Origin of the sequence: Nocardioides cynanchi, from assembly GCF_008761635.1 — a bacterium.
GTDB classification, from domain to species: domain Bacteria; phylum Actinomycetota; class Actinomycetes; order Propionibacteriales; family Nocardioidaceae; genus Nocardioides; species Nocardioides cynanchi.
The window spans coordinates 3,704,775-3,726,303 of the sequence record NZ_CP044344.1; the positions used below are offsets into that span (position 1 = coordinate 3,704,775).

19 protein-coding genes are annotated in these 21,529 nt (G+C 68.5%); 10 read left to right on the top strand and 9 right to left on the bottom strand.

All coding sequences use genetic code 11. The annotated features are described in order from the left end of the window. Positions 1 to 32: 32 nt before the first annotated feature. Positions 33 to 2,810 carry an ABC transporter permease gene (locus E3N83_RS17990; RefSeq protein ID WP_151084503.1) on the bottom strand — a complete coding sequence of 926 codons (2,778 nt, stop codon included), beginning with the start codon at positions 2,808 to 2,810 and terminating at the stop codon, positions 33 to 35. Positions 2,811 to 2,944: 134 nt separating this feature from the next. On the opposite strand from E3N83_RS17990, the gene E3N83_RS17995 reads away from it, so the two are divergent. Together E3N83_RS17995 and E3N83_RS18000 are read left to right on the top strand one after the other, a co-directional pair. Next, positions 2,945 to 3,643, top strand: coding sequence for an ABC transporter ATP-binding protein (locus tag E3N83_RS17995; RefSeq protein WP_202879267.1), 699 nt, complete (start codon positions 2,945 to 2,947; stop codon positions 3,641 to 3,643). Positions 3,644 to 3,667: 24 nt separating this feature from the next. Continuing rightward, positions 3,668 to 3,889 carry a hypothetical protein gene (locus tag E3N83_RS18000; protein ID WP_151084504.1) on the top strand — a complete coding sequence of 74 codons (222 nt, stop codon included), beginning with the start codon at positions 3,668 to 3,670 and terminating at the stop codon, positions 3,887 to 3,889. A 58-nt stretch (positions 3,890 to 3,947) separates the two neighbouring features. On the opposite strand, the gene E3N83_RS18005 is transcribed toward E3N83_RS18000, so the two are convergent. Together E3N83_RS18005 and E3N83_RS18010 are read right to left on the bottom strand one after the other, a co-directional pair. Further along, on the bottom strand, positions 3,948 to 4,538 hold the full coding sequence (locus tag E3N83_RS18005; RefSeq protein ID WP_151084505.1) for a GNAT family N-acetyltransferase: 591 nt from the start codon (positions 4,536 to 4,538) through the stop codon (positions 3,948 to 3,950). A 97-nt stretch (positions 4,539 to 4,635) separates the two neighbouring features. Then, complete coding sequence (locus E3N83_RS18010) at positions 4,636 to 4,998, bottom strand: YciI family protein (protein ID WP_151084506.1); 363 nt, start codon at positions 4,996 to 4,998, stop codon at positions 4,636 to 4,638. 184 nt (positions 4,999 to 5,182) lie between these two features. On the opposite strand from E3N83_RS18010, the gene E3N83_RS19670 reads away from it, so the two are divergent. Continuing rightward, a complete protein-coding gene (locus E3N83_RS19670) occupies positions 5,183 to 5,512 on the top strand; it encodes an aminoglycoside adenylyltransferase domain-containing protein (RefSeq protein ID WP_191907858.1) in 330 nt (109 codons plus the stop codon). Positions 5,513 to 6,674: 1,162 nt separating this feature from the next. Here the strand turns inward: E3N83_RS19670 and E3N83_RS18020 are convergent. Then, positions 6,675 to 7,112, bottom strand: coding sequence for a hypothetical protein (locus E3N83_RS18020; RefSeq protein WP_151084508.1), 438 nt, complete (start codon positions 7,110 to 7,112; stop codon positions 6,675 to 6,677). A gap of 883 nt (positions 7,113 to 7,995) precedes the next feature. Continuing rightward, positions 7,996 to 8,613: a DUF4190 domain-containing protein gene (locus tag E3N83_RS18030; protein WP_191907859.1), complete on the bottom strand. Its 618-nt coding sequence runs from the start codon at positions 8,611 to 8,613 to the stop codon at positions 7,996 to 7,998. A gap of 498 nt (positions 8,614 to 9,111) precedes the next feature. On the opposite strand from E3N83_RS18030, the gene E3N83_RS18035 reads away from it, so the two are divergent. Next, entirely contained in the window at positions 9,112 to 9,693 is a 582-nt protein-coding gene (locus E3N83_RS18035) for a DinB family protein (RefSeq protein ID WP_151084510.1), read from the top strand. 55 nt (positions 9,694 to 9,748) lie between these two features. Here E3N83_RS18035 and E3N83_RS18040 read toward each other — a convergent pair whose 3' ends face one another. The 4 genes from E3N83_RS18040 to E3N83_RS18055 all read right to left on the bottom strand — a co-directional run bounded on the left by E3N83_RS18040 (position 9,749) and on the right by E3N83_RS18055 (position 15,322). Next, on the bottom strand, positions 9,749 to 10,255 hold the full coding sequence (locus E3N83_RS18040; RefSeq protein WP_151084511.1) for an SRPBCC domain-containing protein: 507 nt from the start codon (positions 10,253 to 10,255) through the stop codon (positions 9,749 to 9,751). Further along, positions 10,252 to 10,614, bottom strand: coding sequence for an ArsR/SmtB family transcription factor (locus E3N83_RS18045; RefSeq protein ID WP_151084512.1), 363 nt, complete (start codon positions 10,612 to 10,614; stop codon positions 10,252 to 10,254). Before E3N83_RS18045 ends, E3N83_RS18040 begins: the two co-directional genes overlap by 4 nt. A gap of 279 nt (positions 10,615 to 10,893) precedes the next feature. After that, the gene (locus E3N83_RS18050) at positions 10,894 to 13,587 is read right to left on the bottom strand and encodes a UPF0182 family membrane protein (protein WP_151084513.1); all 2,694 of its coding nucleotides are present in this window, start codon (positions 13,585 to 13,587) and stop codon (positions 10,894 to 10,896) included. 55 nt (positions 13,588 to 13,642) lie between these two features. Then, complete coding sequence (locus tag E3N83_RS18055; protein ID WP_151084514.1) at positions 13,643 to 15,322, bottom strand: NAD(P)/FAD-dependent oxidoreductase; 1,680 nt, start codon at positions 15,320 to 15,322, stop codon at positions 13,643 to 13,645. Positions 15,323 to 15,387: 65 nt separating this feature from the next. Here E3N83_RS18055 and truA point away from each other — a divergent pair, with 65 nt between their 5' ends. From truA to E3N83_RS18085, 6 genes are all read left to right on the top strand, one after another. Then, on the top strand, positions 15,388 to 16,218 hold the full coding sequence (truA, locus tag E3N83_RS18060; RefSeq protein ID WP_151084515.1) for a tRNA pseudouridine(38-40) synthase TruA: 831 nt from the start codon (positions 15,388 to 15,390) through the stop codon (positions 16,216 to 16,218). Then, positions 16,215 to 16,838, top strand: a complete 624-nt coding sequence (locus E3N83_RS18065) for a class I SAM-dependent methyltransferase (RefSeq protein WP_151084516.1) — start codon at positions 16,215 to 16,217, stop codon at positions 16,836 to 16,838. The genes truA and E3N83_RS18065 overlap by 4 nt, the downstream gene beginning before the upstream one ends. Before the next feature lie 192 nt (positions 16,839 to 17,030). Then, positions 17,031 to 18,440, top strand: a complete 1,410-nt coding sequence (locus tag E3N83_RS18070) for a DNA primase family protein (protein ID WP_272950308.1) — start codon at positions 17,031 to 17,033, stop codon at positions 18,438 to 18,440. Between the two features lie 375 nt (positions 18,441 to 18,815). Further along, positions 18,816 to 19,049, top strand: a complete 234-nt coding sequence (locus E3N83_RS18075) for a hypothetical protein (RefSeq protein WP_151084518.1) — start codon at positions 18,816 to 18,818, stop codon at positions 19,047 to 19,049. 570 nt (positions 19,050 to 19,619) lie between these two features. Continuing rightward, a complete protein-coding gene (locus E3N83_RS18080) occupies positions 19,620 to 20,645 on the top strand; it encodes a site-specific integrase (RefSeq protein ID WP_151084519.1) in 1,026 nt (341 codons plus the stop codon). Positions 20,646 to 21,036: 391 nt separating this feature from the next. Continuing rightward, positions 21,037 to 21,309, top strand: coding sequence for a hypothetical protein (locus tag E3N83_RS18085; protein ID WP_151084520.1), 273 nt, complete (start codon positions 21,037 to 21,039; stop codon positions 21,307 to 21,309). Positions 21,310 to 21,529 lie beyond the last annotated feature (220 nt).

A 21,529-nucleotide genomic window follows, 5' to 3' on the forward strand; every position in this document is an offset into this window, starting at 1 on the left:
GGCTGACAAGCCCGCGAGCGCTCCTCCAGACGTCAGTCGTGGAGCAGCCCGGCCGGGGCGAGATGGCCGAGGCGCACCAGGGGAACGACGAGCGCGACGACCGCGGCGAGCCTCCCGGCCGAGGCGGCCAGCCCGGCGGCGCGCCCGAGGATCAGCACGTCGGCGTGGAGCAGGACACCCGTGGCGGTGACCCCGAGGAGCGCGCCGGCGACGGCGCCGACCGCCGCGATCACCAGCGCCTCGGTGGCGAACAGGCGTTGGACGTGATGCTCGGTCCAGCCGGTGGCGCGCAGGGTGCCGATCTCGGCTCGTCGCTCGGAGATGTTGAGGTAGGCCACGTCGGCGATGGTGAACGCGCCGAGCCCCAGCACGAGGGCGACCGCGAGCAGGTCGACCCCGCGGACCTGGATCGCGACCACGTTGCCCAGCAGGGTGCCGACGACGTGTTGGGAGAACTCCTGCTGGATCGCCAGCAGCCCGGCCAGCGCCGCCACCCCGATGAACAGGCTGGCCGCCGCCAGCAGGCTCCGACCCGGGGTCCGGCTCACCCCCACGAGCCCGAGCCGGGTCACCGAGGTGACCGCCAGCGCCCGGCGCGGCGCTCGCACGGCGGGCTGGATCGCCTGCATCGGGACCGCCCGGCTCGCCCTCCGCGTGGGCGCCAGCCCGGCCACGCCGGCCAGGAGCACGGCGACCGGGGTGATCAGCAGCAGCTGCTGCCAGGCCACGTGCAGGTCGAAGATCCCCACCAGCGCCATGGCGATCGCGGTCCCGACCAGTCCCGCGACGAGGCCGGTGACCAGCAGCTCGATCTCGAGCAGCCAGAAGATCCGCCGGCTCGACCAGCCCAGACAGGACAGGATGCCCAGCTCCGCGGTCCGGGACCGCACGGCCGCGGTCACGGCGTTCAGCAGGAACAACGCACACACCAGCAGCACCAGCCCGAACAGGAGCAGGCTCTTGGTGTCGATCGCGCTGAGCAGCTGGACCGCGACACCCTTCTTCACCCATCCCTCCCGCAACGTCATCGCTGGCCGGCCGGCGTTCCCGGCGGGCAGGTCGATCAGCTGCGGTGTGGGTGAGGTGCCGATGGTGATGTCGACGTCCAGGCCGGTACGACGTGCGATCTGCTCGGCGACCAGCCGCACCCGCTCCCGGCTCGCGTCGTCGGCACCCGTCACCCCGGCCACCCGCACCCGGATCACGCTGATCGGCGCCTTCCACGCGGTGGGGTATCCGCGCATCTCACCGTTCGTCAGCGGGGTGAAGGCCTGCGAGTCGTAGAACGCCGGGAGCGAGCGCAGGTTGGTGAGCAGGAGCGGAGGCTGCTGGAGGTAGCCGGCCAGGTTGTTGTTCGGAAGGAGTGACTGCCCGTGGAGGAGCCGGGCCGCCCGTGGGTCGGCAGGCGCGGCCGCCGGCGGGTAGTAGGTCGTCAGCGGAACCTGGGACAGCTTCGAGAACCCCTCGATCCGGTGCGGGTCGAACTGCCCCACGACCTGGGGCTCCGGGGCGTAGTAGACATTTCCGGGAGAGATCTGGTTGCTGGCCTCGGCGACGATCAGCTTCCGGAAGCCGATGTCTCCGGCCTCGGGGGGCGCGAAGAAGCCGCTGGTGCTGTCCGTCCACGTGAAGCGGTTGTTGGTGCGAGGCCTGGGTTGGAGATGCCCGTCGGCGCCCCGCCGGTAGTCGACCTGCCCGGCGCTCCAGTACTGCGCGGAGTACTGAACGCTCTTGCTGCGGCTGTAGGTCCGGAGCAGCTGTCGGTAGACCTGGTTCCCGGGATGGCGGGTCCGGTGGACGACGTGGAACGGCAGATGGGTGACCCAACGTGGTCCGTCCTTGGCGGCCAGCCGACCGGGCAGCTGGTCGTCCGGGATCCCGGTGTCGACTGTCGAGACCACCGTGGTCATGTGCTCGTCGCTGGTGAGGCGGCCGCTCATGAGCATGGGGACCTGGCGGTACGTCAAGGACGTCCTTCCTCCGTTTCCGTGGACCACCGTGTGCGTGATGTGGTCGCGCTCGGTGAGGTAACGCCCGGACGTGACCGCCTGCTTGAGGCCCACCAGCTCCGCCTCGGCCTTGGGGTCTACGGCCGCGATCATCAGCGGCATCTGGTAGAGGTAGTTGCTCCCGATCTGCCCCGGCTTGAGTCCGTAGTTCTGCGCGAGTCTCCCCGGCCTGGTGGTCGAGAACGGAATGAGGTTCGGGGGGTTCTGGAACGCCGACGTCCGGTTGGTGTCCAGGGTGTCGAACGCTGACGTGACCTGGATCTGGTGCCCGGTCACGGGATCCCGCAGGGCCTGCCCGTGATGGAGGGGTTCCTTTGTGACGAAGAAGTACCGGGTGGCGTCGTGGGTGTGTGTCAGGCCGCGGTCGCTGGTCCATCGGAAGTCGACCCGGAGCAGCTGCTGGCTCCTCGTCGGATCGACGTACTTGTTGATCGCGTAGCGGAGGTTCACGACCGGCAGGGTGTAGCCGACCATCGCGATCGGGGCGGCGACCTGGACCCCCGACAGCTGCTTGATCAGGTGGTACTGCTGCATGGTGATGCCGCCGAAGATGCCCGACAGGTAGTTCTCCTGCACGAGCCGGTCGGAGCGCTCGAGCGGCGTGATCGAGTGTGGCGGACGGACCAGGATGTCGTAGGCCGACCGGAAGTTGGCCGTCACCTTGCCCTTCACCTCGAGCCGGGAGCTCGCCACCGCCGAGGTCAGCAGGGAGAACGAGACCGCGGCGACGACGATCGCGGCCACCACGGCCAGGCTCCGCCCGCGCCGGCGGGCGACCTGGGACCACACGATGTGCAGCACGGCGCCTCCTCCGAGCGAGCGTCCTTGCATTGTCACCCCGTCGCGGGCCACGTCGAGTCACGGACGGGTAACGGTCTCGCGGCCGATGACGGCGGGCGATTGTCGGATCGCCGGGCCAGGCGCACACTGCTGGAGTGACCGTCAGCGAGGCTCGGGAGCGCACCGGGCGAGCGATCAGAGTCGAGTCCTGCTCCCGGACCTACCTGACGCCGGGAGGTGTCCCGATCCAGGCGCTGGCCGACGTCAGCGTGGATTTCCCGGCCGGCTCGGTCACCGCCCTCTGCGGACCCTCCGGCTCGGGCAAGTCGACGCTGCTGCATCTGGTCGGTGGCATGGACCGTCCCGACAGCGGCTCGATCTTTGCCGACGACGATGACCTGACCGGCTTCAGCACCAAGGAGCTGGTGGAGTACCGCCGCACCGTCGGTTTCGTCTTCCAGACCTTCGCCCTGCTTCCTGCCCTGACCGCCCGTGACAACGTGATGCTGCCGGTGCTGCCCTACCGCTCCGGCAAGCAGGACCACGACCACGCCCGCGAGCTGCTCGCCGAGGTCGGCCTCGAGGGCCGCGAGGATGCCGTCCCGTCCCAGCTCTCCGGCGGCCAGCGGCAGCGCGTCGCGATCGCGCGGGCCCTGATGGGGCACCCCCGGCTGATCGTGGCCGACGAGCCCACCGGCAACCTCGACTCCACCACTGGTGGGGACATCGTCGACCTGCTCTTCTCGTTGCGTGACAGTCGAGGGATCACGATCATCATCGGCACCCACGACGAGAGCCTGGCCGCCGGCTGCGACACCACGATCCGGCTCAAGGACGGCCACCCCCAGACCTGACCGAGCAGGCGTAGGGTCGCGCCCATGAGCGAGGCCGGCGCGTGGGTGAGGGAGCGGAAGCCGCAGTTTCTCGCCCTGCTCGTCGGCGCCGTGCTCGGCACGGTCCTGTGGTTCGCGTTGAGCCCCTACCTGAGCCACGACCAGGAACACGCCCTCAGCTGGCTGCTGCTGGGTGGCAACTTCGTTCTCCTGTGGCTGATGCTGCGGGTGCAGCGGACCCGTCGGGGACGACGCGGATCACCGTGAGCGAGTCGGTCGTGGACCAGCACGACGGGTGGGCTCGGCGCTTCGTGAGGAGCTCTGCTCAGGTACTGCTCAGTCGGCGTCGCACCACGCGACGGCGCAGGGTGGGCGAGGCCACCACCTCGTAGCCGGCCTCGAGGAAGACCTGTAACAGCCCCACCGACGCCTCGTCCCAGATCACCGACTTCCCTGGCGGCGGCTCGATCGGATAGCCCTCCAGGACCGCGGCGCCGACCTGCTCGCCGTAGTCGACCGTGGCCGCGGCGAGCTCGTAGGTCAGCCCCGACTGGCGCCATCCCTTGCGTACGACGAAACAGGTGACCGACCAGACCCCCTCCAGGTCAGGGTCCATCCGCATCCACGGTTGCTTCCGGCTCCACAGCCGCGGGTAGTTCTCACGCGTCTCGACCGCCACCCAGCCGGCGGCCTCGCCGTCGACGTACCCGATCAACCCGGACGTCGGCCCAGCGGTGCCGCAGGCGGTCTGCTCGAGCAACGCGGCATCTCGTTCCTCCTGGGTGGTGTCTCGCCAGATCCATCCGGGCACCTTCAGGGCCTGGCACCGACATCTGCGGGCGCCTCCTGTGGCGAACACCGTCTCGACGTCCTCGGATCGTGCTCGGTTGGCCGGAAGCCAGGTGAAGTCAGACATGCTGCGAGCCTAAGAACCGGACCGGGGATTCTGAAGCCATCCGCGCGCGGGCCACCTGGAAGAGGTGAGACCAGCGGAGCACTGTGCGGCGCCCCACCTAGCCCTCGCCGGCCTGCCGTGGGACTTGAAAGGTGTGCACCTCGTGGGGCCACAGGCAGGCTGTCGCGACTTTGGCGGCCCACATGCGAGCCGCCTCCTCGTCGGGCACGTCGATGATCGTGAACCCTCCGAGGTGCTCCTTGGTCTCGGTGTAGGGGCCATCGGTGAAGATCGGACTGCCGCTGGTGGCGTCCACGCTGAACACCGGCGCGGAGTTGTCCAACCCTCCGAGGAAGACGTAGACACCGGCAGCCTTCATCTCCGCTCGCAGCTCTTTCACTGCCTGCGACATCTCCTCCATCCGCTCCTCCGAGTAGTCGGGGACCCACTCTTCGTTGGCGGTGATGAGGTACTCGGTCATGTTCGGCTCCTTCGTCGAGGCGGCGGTCCTTGGCCCACCATCTACTCTCCCCACGAACGGTTCAGGCGAGATTCGACACCAAGCATCTGACACCCACTCACCAGCGAACTCCGTGCCGAGCCGGACAGCGGCATGCGCGGGCATTTTGAGCCCAACCGGATCCCAGTTTCGTAGGGTGGCGATCATGGACGCGACGGAAGCTTCCGACGAGGCGTTGCAGAAGATGCTGGTCGAGATGGCTCGTGCCATGGAGCGTGGCCCTCTTCATCGCATGGTCCTCAACGGGTGTCGCGTGCTTCGCTACCTTGCGGACTCTTCGGTCGTGACCAGGGAGGAAGCAGGAAGGTGGGCTCTCGGGCACTGGCGCTCGTCTGACCATGACCTCATCGAGGCGGCACTCGCACGCGAGACAGGAGCTGACAAGAAGGCGGCCATGGATCTCTCGGCTGCCTACTTCTTCGGGTTCCGTGTGGAGGTGATCGCCAAGGAAGGGGTCGACCCGGAGGACCAGTGAGTCGACCGTTCATCGGCATGAGAGGGCGTTTGCCGGGGGTGTGGCGAAGCCCGCTGGAGTTCGGGGGTCTCTCTCGTGGTCGCCCCCCGCACAGTCGGCGAGGGGGGCTGGGGCCCGGGTGAGTCCCCGGCGGCATCCCGGGCTCTTGGTCGGGGACCCTGGCCCTCAGTGATGGCTCGGCACCAGATCCGGTGGGTTGAGGCTTGCGATGCGCGTGCGCCGGCGGCCGCCAACCCGGCTTGCGGGCTGGCGGCCGCCTCGCCGCCGTGAAGGAACGAGGACCGGGGGATCCACTTCACGGGCGGTACTGCGGGACCGCCCGGTTCGATCCCAGTCGTGGTTCCATGACAGCACATCAGCGCAGCGCGCTTCGGGAGCGAAACGACGTGGGCGTGTCCGCGCCCGCGATCGAATGTCGTCATACCGGCGTCCCACAGGGGCTTCACGCCGCTCGCAGGACGAGGCCAGGCTCGGGCATGAGGATGCCCGCCGAGTACGGGTCGTCCCCAGCGGGCATCCGTCATCCCCCGATGACGGGTGACACCCCGCGGAGCTATGGGACCTCGCCCACGAGACGTCACTTCCGGGCGCGTGGCCCGGCACGGGTAGAGGAACACAGCGATACCCGTTCGCGGCACACCCTTAGCGGTATCCAGTGGGCTTGAGTGCACAGGCGTCAGCGGCCGCCAACCTCTGGATCCGGCCGACGGCCGCCTCGCCGCCGTGAAGGGCCAAATCGGGGGATTCCACTCCACGGGCGGACTGTGGGGATCGCATGCCCAAGTTCGAATCATCACAACACAGAGCGGGGGCCGTCTGCGCCATCGCAAAGGGTGTGCCCTACTGCCGTCCAGCGCTGTCGCGGAGAGCAACAAAGCCCGCTCGAGACTCTGGTCTCCAGCGGGCTTCGCGTCGACTCGCCAGGAGGAGCCATCACACCGACCACGTTGCGCGCGAAGAGACTGCCGCCCTCCCCCGAAGGTGACAACTCTTGACACAAAGGGCCGCCTGTGGACTTCGCTCCGGGCGGATCTTCCACCAATGAAACGAAGCGCACCCGAGATGGTGACGTGGCCGAACGGACCAAGTACCTGGCCCGTTGGCACTAGTTCGCGCTGCACCGGCCCTCAGGCGTGACGATGCCCGCTGATGAGCGGGTGGATCAGCGCCCGGCTTGTTCGACTGGCGCGAGGGCGGTCAGCGCCGTTCTGACGCGCTCCAGCACGTAGTACTCAGAGCGTCCCGACAAACGGACTACGGCCCCAAGAGGACCGTCAAACAGGGCGATGTCAAGGCGGATGCTCTCCCGGACCAAGAGAAAGGCCAGGCCGACGGGGAAAAGGAGGAACACCGGGATGATCGCCCACACGGGAATGCGTCGAAGCACTACCGCGTGTCGCCCAGGGGCAACACCCAGGTACTGAGTGCCCTCGAGGGACGACAAGGCGACCACCAACGCGGGCTCCCGGGCCTGCGCTGCACCGCCGATCACAAGGTCCTCCGAAACTGTGACGCGCTTGGTCGTACGCATTCGCCGCACCAGCGCAAAGAGGAGCCCGATCAGCAGCACAAGAACGAGCATCGCAATGGCTGTCTCCATGCAGCACAGGTTAGAAGTCGTGCGAGATCAGAGTGTGGCGATCGCACCCACTTCATCGTTCGCCATCGGTCGTGTCGACGGCCACCGGCGTCCTCTCCTCGGCATGAAGCGGACACCCGGACAGCGGGGTGTGAGGCGTGGGTGCCGCATCATTCCGCGCCTGGACCCGTCCCTACCCAAAGTCAGGTTGGAACTGTGGAGAGCCAACTCCATCGTGCTGTTCGATTGGCTGATGACGGAGGACATTGAATCGGTGCCCATCACCCACCGGGCAGAGAAGCAGGTGCTTACCGTCCTGCTGACACGCCTGGAGCACGAGACGGAGATCCCGGCGTCACTCAGGCGCAGATCGACGAGGCCCGGGGAGAAGTCGCCCGCGACATGGACTGGTAGCGCGACCGCACAGCGACATGAGAGGGCGTTGGGTTCCAGCCCGGCCGGCACCTGTGGCCGACTACAGGGGCTTCTGGAAGGAAACCTCTGCGCGGGTCTTGCGGATGAGGTCGTAGCCGCAGACCTCGCAATGGGCCTCCGCTACCTGTTCTCCGCACTCAGGGCAGGCCTTCCGCGACCGACGGAGCTTCGACAACCAACTTGGATGCTTCATCGCCCGTCACCTCCTACTGTTGCCACCAGTCCACTCCAGGCGCCGCGTCGGAGCCTAGGGCCTCTGGTCCTGATCCCTTCAGGGACAACAGAGACGCGTTGGACCGGCGTTCTTATCGACCTCGACACGGCGGATTCGAACAGAACCTGACGCGCACTCACATCGGCGTGAGAGCGTGGCGAGGGACGATGGCATGAGGGCCGATCTCGCCACCCGCTCGTCCGGTTCCTGCCCTGGATGTGCGACGAAGGCTCGAGGTGCCCGTTCGCGTCAGGCTCAGCGCATGGCCTGCTTGGCGGCCGCACACACGGTTGCCTTGGTGCAGGAAATGGCCCAGCTGTCCCCGTAGACAGTGATCGGGAGCCCCACGACTTCGGTCTTGACGTGCTGATTCGCCTTCTTGAAGGCATCTTCTTGGGTTTGTGAGTCGAACCACGACACGATCACTTGCTCGCCGCGGAACGAGCACGTCACCGAATTGGACGCTGCGAAGTTGCGAACCGCCTGCACATCTGCGCAGCCGAGCTGGTTGGCGACCGCGACCGAGCTGTTCAAGCGGGGATGCTGGTGGAGGTACACCCACACGACGCCGGTGAGAATGATGCCGACACATCCCAGCCCCATCCCTGTGGAGGCGAGTCGCCGACCCCTCAAGTCGCCCTCGGAGGCGGCGATGTGCTGCAGAGACTTGCGTCCTACCCAGATGGCTGGCAGTCCGGTCACGATCCCGAGGACGAGGCTGAGCAGCCCCAGGATCAAGGCGGCCTTGGCTCCCTTGTCGATGTCGTCGGGGGCGCCAACGGCGTCGGGATCGGTGTCGAGTCCACCGTGCGGCCCCGGCGAGAAGTCGCGGAACACCTCGTTGCCGGAGTTGCCTCCGTAGAACTCGCTCATGACCACGCTCCCCGTGACGACCGCGTCTGGCGAGAGTACTCCGGTTACCCGACCAGATGAGGGAGAAGGACCGAGTCGAGCTGCTGGATGCCCTGCTCGCGGCATGAGAGTGCGCTTTCCGGACGAGGGGGCCGTCAAGCGGCGTTGCGCCCGATATTGGGTTGGCAACACCGTCAGGATCGACTACCGACGCGACCTGGTCGCCCTGTCTTTCCCTGTGGCGTGCATCAACACTCCTCGGTGGGTCGCGGCTCGCGTCCTGGAGGTGTCCAAGAAGAGTGCGGGTGTCTTCGACTCAGACGACCTACCCGATCAGAACCGGACCGTCGGCACCTACAGCCCCCGAGTACATCAGGGCTGAGGCAGTCGACCGCTCATCGGCATGAGAGTGCGATCGACCTCCTGCCACCGGTGTGGAGCTGCTTGGGACCCCGCCCCTGGGCCTGTGACCGGCCGGACAGCGGAATGAACGGCTCCGCTGATGGGTAGCGTCGGGTCATGGGAACCATCTGGGCTGACAGCGTCCGGCGGAGCCTGAACGAGGCGGTGGACTTGTTGGGTGCTGTCATCCACGACTGTCCCGACGAACTCTGGCGCGTCCCGATGTGGCGGGTGCAGCCCTCCGAGATCGTCGGAGAGGTGTACGACGACGCGGGCGTCCCCATCAGCGGTTCTGCCCGGAGAGAAGAACGAGTCCAGCGTTGGTCCCAACCATGGAGCGTGGCCTGGCATGCCCTGGAGGTGCTCGACTACGACCTGGCCGGCGAGCTGGTCCCGTGGTCTCCTCCGCCGCCGTTCGCCGGCAACCCCCACTGGCAGACGTTCACCAGCCTGCCGGTCGGCTGGTCGCGCCCCGAGCTCGCCGGCTACGTCGCCCATTGTCGAGGGCGGATTCACGACGTGTTGGGCGACCTGACCGAGGACGGGGCCGCGACGTTGCTGCCGGCCACCCATCGCTACGCGGGCAAGCCTTACGCCTGGATCGTCACCAGCCTGATCGGCCACACCACCGCGCACGCCGTGCAGATTCGGCAGTTCACGAGCACCCGCGAGACGCCGCCCGTCCCACCGGCTGCCTGAGAGGTCGCGCTGTCGGTGGCGGCGAGCCGAGACCCTCCCTGGGCGTTCGGGCGGGTCAGACAGCGCCGTCGGACAGCAGCGCGTCGAGCTTGGCGTAGCCGTCGTTCACACCGACCTCCATGCCGCTGCGCAGCCAGGCGTCCCGCGCCTCGAAGCTGTCGCAGAGCGACCGGGCGTGCAGGCGGGTGCGGCCGTCCCCGAGGTCCTCGAACGTCATCGTCTCGAGCGCCACGCCGTCGGGCATGCCGTCCCACGTGAAGGTCTGCACGATCCGGTCGGGACGCACGGTGTGGAAGCAGCCGTGGAACGCCTGCTGCTGGCCGTCGCTGTCGTCTCCGCGGAAGCGGAAGGCGCCGCCCTCGGTGGCGTCCCAGCGGTCGATCACGACGGACAGGCCGGCCGGGCCGACCCAGCGGGCGAAGAGGTCCTGGTCGGTGTGGGCCCGGAGCAGCTGCTCGGGGGTGGCCTCGAAGTCGCGCCGGATGTGGATCATCGGCACCGTCGGGTCGGCCTCGATCGCGGCCTGGTCGTAGCGGGTGTCCGGGTGCGTTTCGGTGGTCATGATGCGGTGCCCTCCTGGGTCCTCTCGGTGGTGGTCTGCTCGTCGTTCAGGTCGGCCAGGACGTCGTCCAGCCGGGCGAAGCGCTCCTCGGCCCGTCGCCGGTACCGCTCGATCCATGCCGTCATCAGGTCGAACACCTCGGCTTCCAGGTGCACCGGTCGGCGCTGGGCGTCGCGGCTGCGGGTGACCAGACCGGCCTGCTCGAGCACCTTGAGGTGCTTGGAGACTGCCTGGAGGCTCACGTCGTACGGCGCGGCCAGGTCGCCGACCGTCGCGTCACCCTCGGTGAGGCGGGCGACCAGGTCGCGCCGGGTGGGGTCGGCCAGGGCCGCGAAGACGCGGGAGAGCGGGTCCGCCATGGTCACCTTCTTCAACCTCGTGGTTGATCACGACGGTAGGGCGGTGCTCAGGCTTTGTCAACCATGCGGTTGAGTGGTCTCGACTTCGCTCGACCACCGAGGACCGCTCGACCACCGAGAACCGCTTGACCACCGAGAACCGCTTGACCACCGAGAACCGCTCGACCATCGAGGACCGCTCGACCATCGAGGACCGCTCGACCACCGAGGACCGCTCGACCACCGGGACCGCTCGACCACCGAGGACCGCTCGACCACCGGGCCGGGCCGCCCGGCGGGTCAGTGGGCGCGGGACTCGAAGTTCGCGATCGCCTGGCGGAGCGCGTCGTCGAGGGTCGACTTGAAGGCCGGCTGCCCGTTGCCGTAGACCGCGATCACGTGGCGCAGGATCGGGAAGGAGTTGCCGCCCACCGCCTGGGCGTAGACCGGCTCGACGTAGAGCACCTGGCCGGCCAGCGGGATCGTGAGCAGGTTGCCCAGCACGACCTTGGAGTTGCCCTGGCGCTGCAGGGTCAGGGCCTTGGCGATCGTGTTGTCGGACTCGATGTCGTTCTGGATCTGCGACGGCGATCCGACCGACTGCCCGGCCGGGAACTCCAGCAGGGTGAAACGTCCGTAGCCGGGGCCAGGCTCGGCGTTCACCGTCAGGAAGCCGGCGAGGTCGCGGTCGTTCAGGGTCACCATCGGCGTGGACAGCGCGTAGCCCGCCGGGCCGTCGCCCGTGGCGGACATCGACATGTAGACCGACGGGAGCGTGGGTGACGACGACGTCGACGTGATGCCGTTGCGGTTCACCCGGGCGGTGGCCGCGAGGGTCGGGTCGCTCGGGATCTTCCAGAAGGCGCTGCCGCTGTAGAAGTCCCGCGGGTTGGTCACGTGGTAGTTGGTGAGCAGGCTGCGCTGCACGTTGAAGAGGTCCTGCGGGTAGCGCAGGTGGGGCAGCAGGTCGGCCGGGATCGTCGACTCCGGCTGCACGAGGCCGGGGAACGCCGCCTCCCACGTCTGCAGGATCGGGTCCGGCTCGGCGGCCTGGTTCCAGGAGTAGAGGGTGACCTTGCCGGTGTAGGCGTCGACGGTGGCCTTGACCGAGTTGTGGAGGTAGTTGACCGTCGTGTTCGGCTGCGTCACCGTCGAGCCGGTCTTGGTCAGCGAGTTGCTGGTGGCCGAGCGCAGGTTGGTCTTCTGCGACTCGGGGTAGTTCGAGGTGGACGTGTAGCCGTCGACCACCCAGTCCACGTGCCCGTCGACCATGGCGGGGTAGACGTCGCCGTCGAGGGTCAGCCACGGCGCGACCGTGGCCACCCGGCTGCGCGGGTTGCGCACGGTGAGCAGCTTCGAGCCGCTGTTGATCTCGCTGGAGAAGAAGATGTTGGGGTCGCCCAGCTTCACGGCGTAGAGGAACCGGTCGAAGCGCGACCCGATCGGCACTCCGCCCCCGCCGGCGTACGTCGTGTGGACCGCGCCCGAGGCGCTGTTGCTGCCGGGGTAGTCGAACTCGAGGTCGGTGGTGCTGCCCGCCGGCTGGCCGACGATGGAGTACGACGGGGAGTTCTGGCCGAAGTAGATCTGCGGCGTCGTGACCGGGATCCGGTTCGCCGGAGGTAGCCCGCCGTTGACGAACAGGGGAGTGCCGGTGCGCGGGTCCATCCGGTCGGTCGGCGCGGCGACGACGCCGTAGCCGTGCGTGTAGACCAGGTGCCGGTTGGTCCAGGTGCTCCGCGAGATGCCGGACAGGTTGAGCTCACGCACCGCGACCGCGAGGTCGTGCTCCTGGCCGGCCAGCGGGTAGTGGTCGATGTCGAGGGTGGACTTGAAGTTGTAGTAGGCCTGCACCTGCTGCTTGACGTTGAACGTCGGGCTGAGCTGGTTGGGGTCGAGCAGCCGGATCTGGGCGATCTGCCTGGCCTCGGCCAGCAGGGCCGCACCGCTGGGCCGGGCCTGCCGGGTGACGCCGTACTGCTGGGTGGCGACCTGGTGGTCGAGGCCGAAGGCGTTCAGGGTCGCGGCCTGGTTGCGCTCGATCGAGGTGCGGTCCAGGGTCGAGGCGCTCGGCTGCTCGCGGTAGCGCATCACCAGCGTGGGCCAGAGGCCACCGATCAGAATGGCCGCGACCGCCATCGTGACGAGACCGAGCACGGCGTACCGCAGCCGGCGCAGCCGCACGTTGGCGAACAGGACGAGCGCGCACAGGACCGCGACGACCATCAGGATGGTGCGGGCCGGCAGCACCGCGTGCTGGTCGGTGTAGGACAGGCCGGTCACCGGCCCACGCGTCGAGGTGGAGAGCGCGAAGCGGCCCAGCCAGTACGACGCGGCCTTGAGCAGGAGGTAGAGACCCAGCAGCAGCGAGACCTGAGCCTTGAACGACGGGGTCATCCGGCGTCCGCGGCCCCGGATCCGCAGCGCGCCGTACAGGTAGGACGCGATCACGGTGACCACCAGGCAGGTGACCACGATGGAGCTGAGATAGGAGTCGACCATCTTGTGGAACGGGTAGATGGACACGAAGTAGGACAGGTCGCGGTGGAACTGCGGGTCCTGCTGGCCCCACGAGACCGAGTGCCTCCACATCAGGTAGGTCTGCCAGCGGTGGGTCGCCCGGCTGCCGGCGCGCACGCCCAGCCACAGGGAGACCACGACGATCAGCCAGACCCGCACCCGCGACTCGTAGCGCACGAAGCGGGCGCGCCACTTCTGCCGGACCGGGTCCGGGCGGAAGCGCGGCCGGTTGCGGACCACCACGAGCAGCGAGGCCGCGACGGCCAGTGCGGTCAGGCCGCCGAAGACCGCGAACAGCAGGATCTGGGCACCCAGGATGGTGCCGTAGACCGAGCCGGCATGCACCGAGTCGAACCACAGCACGTTGGTGCGGATGTTGACGAACGCGAGGAACGCGTAGACCACCGCGGCAAGCACGAGCGCGATGAGCAGGAGCCGGATCCCGAGCCGCTTCCAACGAGATGTGTCGAGCATGCGGAGACGCGATGGGGAAGCGGTTGACACGGGCGGAACCCTACCAACGGGCAGGTCACCGGCCCGCTTCGGCGGACGCGGGTTCGAGCCAGGTGTGCACGAGCGAGACCACCGACGAGCCCTCGCCGCTGGCACTGGCCACGCGCTTCATCGAGCCTGCCCGGATGTCGCCGACCGCGAAGATGCCGGGCACGGTGGTGACCAGGTTGTCCGGCGGCAGGCCGTCGCGCCAGGCCTCGGGCGGGACCTCGCGACCGGTGAGCACGAAGCCGCGCGCGTCGCGGGCCACCTCGTCAGGCAGCCAGTCGCAGTGGGCGACGGCGCCGAGCAGCAGGAACAGGCCGCCGGCCTCCCGGCGGGTGCGCTCCCCGGTGACGGTGTCCTCGACCTCGATCCACTCCAGCCGCCCGTTGCCTCCACCGTCGACCACCTGGCAGCAGCCCTCGACGGTGATCCGCGGGTTGAACTCGATCTCGCCGATGAGGTACGACGACATGGTCGCGCGCAGGTCGGGTCGTCGGACCAGGATGGTCACCGACCTGGCGAAGCGGGCCAGGTGGATCGCGGCCTGCCCGGCGGAGTTGCCACCGCCCACGACGTAGACGTCGTACCCCTCCATCTCGCGGGCGGCGGTCATCGCGGCGCCGTAGTTGACGCCGCTGCCGACCAGGGAGTCGACCGCGTCGACGCCGAGCTTGCGGTAGGTGACACCGGAGGCGATCACCACGGCACGGGCACGGACGTCACCACCCTCGGTGCGGATCACGTGCGGCTCGCCGTCGCGGCCGACCTCGAGGGCCGTGGCCGGCCAACCGGTGTAGAACCGGGTGCCGAACCGGATCGCCTGGTTGCGGGCCCGCTGGGCCAGCCGCATGCCGGAGATGCCGCGCGGGAACCCGAGGTAGTTGCGGATCATCGAGCTGGTCCCGGCCTGGCCGCCGATCGCCTCGGCCTCGATGGTGACCGTGCTGAGACCCTCGGACGCGCCGTACACCGACGCTGCGAGGCCGGCCGGGCCGGCGCCGACGATGGCCAGGTCGACCACCGAGTCGACCTCGATGTCGTCGGGGCGGCCGTAGATCGACACCGCGACGTCGCGCACCGACGAGACCGGGTAGGGGTCGCCGTTCCAGCGCTCGACCAGGGGGTACGACGGCACCGGGGCGCCGTACCGCGCGACGATCTCCCGACCGGTCTCGCTGTCGGGGTGATGCACCAGGGCGGGCACGCCGATCCGGTCGAGGTAGTCACGCACGGCCAGGGTGATGCCGTCGTTGCTCGGCGAGACGATCCGAAGCGCCTCGACCACCGGTGCAGCCACCGTGGAGCCCCAGTCGGAGAGCAGCTCGCAGACCGCGGTGTGGAACTCCTCGTCCCGTGCGCCCCGGGGCATCAGCAGGTAGGCGTCGTACTTGCCCTTGGCCAGGGCGGGACGCAGGGCCTCGGCGTCGTCGCGGAACCGCGTGTAGTGGGCCGCGATCAGGCGGCGCGCCGTCGGCACGTAGGTGCGCAGCCGCTGGAACATCGCCAGCACGTCGTCGTCGGGCAGTACCGACTCGGAGACGGCCAGCGCCAGCGGCCGGCCCTCGCGGGTGAGCGCCTGCACGACCTGCTTGGCCTCCGCGGCGCTGCGGGCGGCCCGCACGTCGTAGTCGCGGGCGTAGCGGCCGAACTCGTCGAGCAGGAAGTCGGCGTTGTCCTCCGAGACCAGGAGGATGGCAGGGCGGTCGTCCACCTGACCGATCGTAGGCCGCGACCGTGCAGACCGGTGGGCTCGGCACGGTCCTCTCCGCTCGTAGGATGCCGTCCGTGCGCCTGCGGATCGACCTCTCCTACGACGGGGGCGACTTCCACGGGTGGGCGATGCAGCCGGGGCTGCGGACCGTCGAGGCGGAGCTGGCGGCCGGGCTGACGACGGTGCTCCGGCTGCCCTCGGTGACGCTGGTGTGCGCCGGACGCACCGACACCGGCGTGCACGCCCGCGGTCAGGTGGTCCACGTCGACCTCGACGAGCACGTGCTCGTGGCGGCACGCGGGCGCGACGCCGGCTCGCCGACCGAGGCGCTGGCTCGGCGGCTGAACGGGCTCCTGCCCGCCGATCTCCGGGTACGACGTGTGGTCGCGGCCCCGGACGGCTTCGACGCCCGCTTCTCCCCGCTGTGGCGGCGCTACGCCTACCGGATCTGCGACGGCATCCCGGACCCGATGGAGCGCGGCCACGTGCTCGCCTGGCCCCGTCCGCTCGACGTCGCGGCGATGAACGAGGCCTCGGCCGCCCTCCTCGGGTTGCACGACTTCGCCGCCTTCTGCAGGCGGCGCGCGGGCGCGACGACGGTGCGTACCCTGCTCGACCTCGCCTGGCACCGCGACGGCGACCTGATCACCGGCCTGGTCCGCGCCGACGCGTTCTGCCACCACATGGTCCGCTCGCTGGTCGGCTCGCTCGTGGCCGTCGGCGAGGGTCGCCGACCCCTCTCCTGGCCGGCCGACCTCCTCGTCGCCGGTGCCCGCGACGCGCGCGTGCTCGTCGTACCCGCGCACGGGCTGACGCTCGAGGAGGTCGCCTACCCGCCCGACGCCGACCTGCTGGCCCGGGCCGACCGCACCCGCGCCCGGCGGGAGGTGCCATGAGCGACCACCACTACTTCACCGCCGACCCGTCCGTGCCCTTCGCCCGCGAGCCGTTCAGCTGCGAGGTGTGGGGGCACCGGCTCGACCTGGTCAGCGGTTCGGGGGTCTACAGCCGCGGCCGGCTCGACAAGGGCACCGCCGTGCTGCTGCGCGAGACCGAGCCGCCACCACCCGGTCACGTGCTCGACCTCGGCACGGGGTATGGCGTGATCGGGCTGGCCATCGCCGACGCGTGGCGCCGGGACGGCGTCGCCGCCGGTCCGGCCGGCGGGGTCACCGGGGTCGAGGTCAACCAGCGGGCGGTGCTGCTCGCCAACCAGAACGCCGCGGCGCTCGGCCTCCAGGACCGGTACGTCGCGTGCGAGCCCGACGCCGTACCGGCCGAGGTCGGCTTCGACGAGCTCTGGTCCAACCCCCCGATCCGGATCGGCAAGGCCGCGCTGCACGACCTGCTGCTCCGGTGGCTCGGCCGGCTCCGCCCGGACGGCAGGGCGGTGATGGTGGTCGGCAAGAACCTCGGCGGCGACTCGCTCCAGGCCTGGCTGACCGACCAGGGATACCCGACGACGCGCCTGGCCAGCTCCCGGGGGTTCCGCGTGCTGGAGTCGCGACCGGCCTGACCTGCGACTCGCCTCCCGGGATCGAGCCCGGTCGCCCGCGGCCCGGACGATCAGGGGACCTTCCATCCGCAGCACAAGTGGGACGACGCTGTAGCTGCTGCGGAGGAATGGCGCTACGGCGAGGATCACCGTCGCAAGCACCACTCAACTTCGCTTCAGTCGGCGACCGGCGACGCGATTCAGCACCAGGACATCCCGGCGGGTGACCTCGACGAGGCCTTCACCGACGTCCGTCTCGCTCACCGGTTCGCAGCTGTATTCGAGTCCGAGTGCCGTCCGGTGGTCTTCTGCCACGGCGTCGGCTGGTTGAAGTGGGACGGCACGCGCTGGCGCCGCACCGACTCCGGGGAACTCAAGGGCACCATCCTGGAGTCGTCCACGCAATGGCTGGAGCGACTGGCCCAGCATCAGGCCCCTCGCAATCTCATCGAGAGGGTCATCCGGCTGCTCTACGAGAACCGGGCCCTGCGGATCGTCAAGGCGATGGAGGCCCTTTTCCGGGTCGAGGTGGGTGAGCTGGACAGCCACCCGGACCTACTGAACTGCCGCAACGGCGTCGTGGACCTGCGCACCGGTGTGCTCAGTCCGCACGACCCTGCGCTGTACATGACCAAGGTGACGCGCGTCGACTACGTGCCGGATGCCCGCTCTCGCGACTGGGAGAAGGCCAAGCAGGCTCTTCCTGCCGAGGTTGGCGAGTACCTGCTGGACCGGCTGGGTCAAGCCGCTACAGGGCATACACCGAGCGATGACCGGATCCCCTTCAACGTGGGAGTGGGCGGGAACGGCAAGTCCACGATGCTCGACCCGGTCCGCCTCTGTTTGGGCGACTACGCGGGAGTCGTGACCCAGAAGTTGCTGTTGGCCAACCCCAGCGAGCACCCCACCGAGTTCATGACTCTGCGCGGCCTTCGGCTGGTAGTGCTCGAGGAGCTACCGGAGCAGGGCCGACTGAACACGCAGCGCTTGAAGACGATCACCGGCACCGAGACCATCCAAGCGCGGGGGATGCGCCAGGACTTCGTGGAGTTCGCCACCACGCACGCTCTGGTCGTGAACACCAACCACGCCCCGATCGTGAACGAGACCGACCACGGCACGTGGCGTCGCCTGATGCTGATCCCCTTCGAGCGCAAGTATCGAGCCGATGACGGCACGGTCGACCAGACGCTCAGGCAACGGATGAAGAAGCGTAAGGTCCTCGAAGCTGTCCTTGCCGAGCTGGTGAAGCACGCCCGTCACTGGTACGACAACGGGCAGGTGATGGCCTCACCTCCCGCCGTCATCGAGGAGGCCACGGCTGCGTGGCGTACCGAGTCCGACGACCTGGTCGGCTTCTTCCAGGAGCGCCTCGAGGCAGACCCCCACGCGGCCGTGCGCCTGTCGGACGTCATGGACGCCTTCAACAGCTACCTGGAGAAGAAGGGCCATCGCATCCCCTGGAGCGAGAAGACCTTCTCCTCACGCTTGGCGTCGAACGAAGGTCTCCCGGTCCCCTTCGCCAAGGGGCAGCGCCAACGTCGCTACCTCAACCCCCTAGGAGGCCCGGTTCAGGGTCCCCACCCGGTCACGGTTTGGAAGGGGGTGCGCTTCCGGAACTAGGCCCCCCGGCCCGTGCGCGGCGTGCAGCTTAGAGAGGATCCCTTTCTCCAAGTTGCTCTTGAGAGGTAGACGCTCGAGGACGCACATCCCGCACAGGCCGGCACAGGAGTGGGGCGGAAGGCCGCCCACAGGGATGACACCACCGCCCGAGATGAGGCTCGCTGAGAGCCCAGGGATGGACGGCGGATCGAGGTACCTCATGGAAGGAGAGATCAGACAATGAGGGGGAGACCGGCGGTCACCTGTACCGCGACAGCGAAGACCACGGGGGAGCGGTGCAAGCGCGCCCCGATCCCGGGCGGGACGGTGTGCATGTTCCACGGGGGCGGCACAAGGAAGGCACGTGCCGCGGGGAAGCGGCGTCTCGCTGAAGCGATGATGCTGCGCGAGCTCGCGGCCGCCGAGAAACGACGCGAGATCCACGAGGCGGCTCTTGAACCGTGGGCGGACGACCCGGCGATCCGTCGCGTGAATGCCGTCGGGCGAGCGGATCCGGCGGATCTACGGAGAGTCGCCCGCGAGATGGCCGAGGGTGCACGGATCTTCCGTGCGGCGGCTCGCGCACTCGAACAAGAACAGCAAGAACCGGAGGAGGACGAAGAACTGTGAGGCCCGGTCGATGAGGAATGGTGGAACGTGCAAGTTCCGCCGACTTGGCGAGTTCGTTTAGTTGCAGAGCGTGTGCCATCCGTGTGCCAGTGGCTCCGCAGAGCGGGCGGAACGCCCAGATCCACGCCTGTTGATAGAGCTCGGGCGGCGGAAGCTGCCTGAGTCTAGATCAGGGAATTTTCCTCCGTTCGCGGTCGTTGAAACCAGCAACGACCAGCAAACCTGAGTCTACAGAAACCAAGGAGACAACGATGTTGGACCTTTTCAAGACCAACGGCACCAGCCCCCCGCAGGTGACGGGGGTGAGTCAGGTTGCCCCGCAAGCCTGACCTGAACGACCGGACCCGTTACCACCACATCCGTGAGGTCCGCGGCAAGTACCGCGTGGTCATCGAGGTACGTGCGGAACCTCGTCGACAGGCGCAGCGCAGCTTCCCGACCACCTCCGGCGGCCTGAAAGAGGCCGTCGAGTGGCGCGACATCACGCTCGGTCAAGTCGCTAGCGGGACCTATGCACCCCCCGAGGCCGTCCCTCGTTCCAGGCAGGCCGAGCCGCCTGAAGCGGCCCCGGTGACCTTCGATCTGCTCGCCGACCGGTTCCTGGCCAGCAAGCTCGGCGAGATCCGCCCCAACTCGATCGATGGCTACCGCAGAGCCCTCGCCAGGGCGCGCCGCCACTTCGCGGACACACCCGTCGAGGGGATCACCGCCGACGACGTGATCGCGCTGCGGACGGCGATGCTGAGTGAACCGACCCGGACCGGCCGGGTCGCGAGTCATCGCACCATCGTCTACACCCTGCTCGCGGTGCGGCTGGTGTTCGAGTACGGCGTGCGCGCCGGCCACCTCGCATCGAACCCTGCCGCCGGTGTGAAGCCTCCGCGCAAGTCCAGCATCAAGACCCGCACACCCGCGCCGGTCACCTGGACCGCGGACGAGCTCCGCCGCTTCATCGGGTACCTCGGGGAGGAGCCAGACGTGACCGATCGCCACGACCCGCGCCACGGTGGCTGGGTCAAGCCGGCCTTCCTGCTCAGCGCCTGCGGCCTTCGTCGTGGGGAGGTCCTCGGGTTGTGCTGGGACGCTGTCGACTTCGAGCAAGGGACGGTGTGCGTGGAGGCCAGCCGCACCCGGACCGGCGGCTCAAACGGTGAGACCGATCGCGACGACGCCAAGTCCGGCAACTCGCGCCGCAGCGTGCACCCCGACGACCTGCATCCGGGCGTCATGGACGCCCTGCGAGACCTCCGCGAGGCACAGGCCAAGGACCGCGCCGAGCACGCCTCGTGCTGGGACAGTCCGGATGGCCTGGTGGTGGTCAACGTGTTCGGAGCCGGCGTCGACCCGGAGACGTACCGGACCCGGTTCAGGCGGCTCTGTAAGCGAGCAGGCGTCCCGGAGATTGGGTTGCACCGGATCAGACACACTCTGGCCAACCTCATGCACGACAACGCCGTTCCGCCCAAACGTGCTGCCGACCTGCTCGGGCACAGCGTGGAAGTGCACTTAGCTCGCTACATCACCAATACCGAGTCCGGCACACTCGAGGCCGGACGTGCCGTGGGCCAGGCTCTCTGGCATCAGGACGGCGAGTAACAGCACGGACCCGCCGCTCTTGAGGTTCTTCCAGACGCAGCTTCAGGAGACGCGACCTTGCCTGAACCGCCACGCGGGCCCTGTCGGGGGTCGCCGCCCGGGACGGAGGATCCAGCACGACGGCGGCGTGGCGTTGCTGAGGTGTCCTGAGGCGGTGGCGAAGCAAGGATCGTTGTGGACCGAATCAGGACGCTCGAAGATAATTGGTGGCCCGGCATGCGAACGTCAAGGAGCCGACATGGTCACGACATTGCACACGGCGCAGACGTGGCGCGGTCCGGAGTCGTCGTCTCGTTGGCATCATGAGTCCACCGGGCGTGTTCTTCTGTACGAGCGTGACGGCAGGGTCACGCTTCAGACACGGTTATCGGTTTCGCAGGGTTGGTCCTCGGTGGGCATCGTTCTCGACGAACAGGTCTTTCGGGAACTCTTCAATACGATGTCCAAAGCTAATCCAGATTTGATGCGGGCCTTGTGCGCCCGAGCGATGGCCCCTGGCCGGCTGCTGTCTCCGACATATGGTCACCCGGAGGCAATCAGGTGGGCCAGGGAGTACGACGCGATTGATCCGTTGACGGAGTCTGTGCCGGAGGATCTTGAGCCCGCGGACGAGGTCGGCGAGGAGGACTTGCCTCTCTTGACGTTGGTCTCGGAAGACGAGTGATGGGTCCGATTCCCCGGCTCTGAGACCATGACTCGCGGACCCCACGCCACCTTCTGATCACGGTCCTGAAGTTCTGATTCCAGACACGGGCGACAGATCCGCCGTGCTCAAGGGCTGGCCGCATAGGTTGTTCCGGACGCTCGGGGCGACGAAGGGGACAGATGGCACTCCAAGAGTTCGAGGACAAGATCACGTTGGTCCAGAGGGTGGCCGACCAGCG

Bases quoted from the DNA above. Each gene is read 5' to 3' on its own strand.
- E3N83_RS18030 (WP_191907859.1), bottom strand. From the start codon at position 8,613: ATGAGCGAGTTCTACGGAGGCAACTCCGGCAACGAGGTGTTCCGCGAC.
- E3N83_RS18020 (WP_151084508.1), bottom strand. From the start codon at position 7,112: ATGGAGACAGCCATTGCGATGCTCGTTCTTGTGCTGCTGATCGGGCTC.
- E3N83_RS18075 (WP_151084518.1), top strand. From the start codon at position 18,816: ATGATGCTGCGCGAGCTCGCGGCCGCCGAGAAACGACGCGAGATCCAC.
- E3N83_RS18005 (WP_151084505.1), bottom strand. From the start codon at position 4,538: ATGTCTGACTTCACCTGGCTTCCGGCCAACCGAGCACGATCCGAGGAC.
- E3N83_RS18040 (WP_151084511.1), bottom strand. From the start codon at position 10,255: ATGACCACCGAAACGCACCCGGACACCCGCTACGACCAGGCCGCGATC.
- E3N83_RS18035 (WP_151084510.1), top strand. From the start codon at position 9,112: ATGGGAACCATCTGGGCTGACAGCGTCCGGCGGAGCCTGAACGAGGCG.
- truA (WP_151084515.1), top strand. From the start codon at position 15,388: ATGCCGTCCGTGCGCCTGCGGATCGACCTCTCCTACGACGGGGGCGAC.
- E3N83_RS18045 (WP_151084512.1), bottom strand. From the start codon at position 10,614: ATGGCGGACCCGCTCTCCCGCGTCTTCGCGGCCCTGGCCGACCCCACC.
- E3N83_RS18065 (WP_151084516.1), top strand. From the start codon at position 16,215: ATGAGCGACCACCACTACTTCACCGCCGACCCGTCCGTGCCCTTCGCC.
- E3N83_RS18050 (WP_151084513.1), bottom strand. From the start codon at position 13,587: ATGCTCGACACATCTCGTTGGAAGCGGCTCGGGATCCGGCTCCTGCTC.
- E3N83_RS18000 (WP_151084504.1), top strand. From the start codon at position 3,668: ATGAGCGAGGCCGGCGCGTGGGTGAGGGAGCGGAAGCCGCAGTTTCTC.
- E3N83_RS18010 (WP_151084506.1), bottom strand. From the start codon at position 4,998: ATGACCGAGTACCTCATCACCGCCAACGAAGAGTGGGTCCCCGACTAC.
- E3N83_RS19670 (WP_191907858.1), top strand. From the start codon at position 5,183: ATGGACGCGACGGAAGCTTCCGACGAGGCGTTGCAGAAGATGCTGGTC.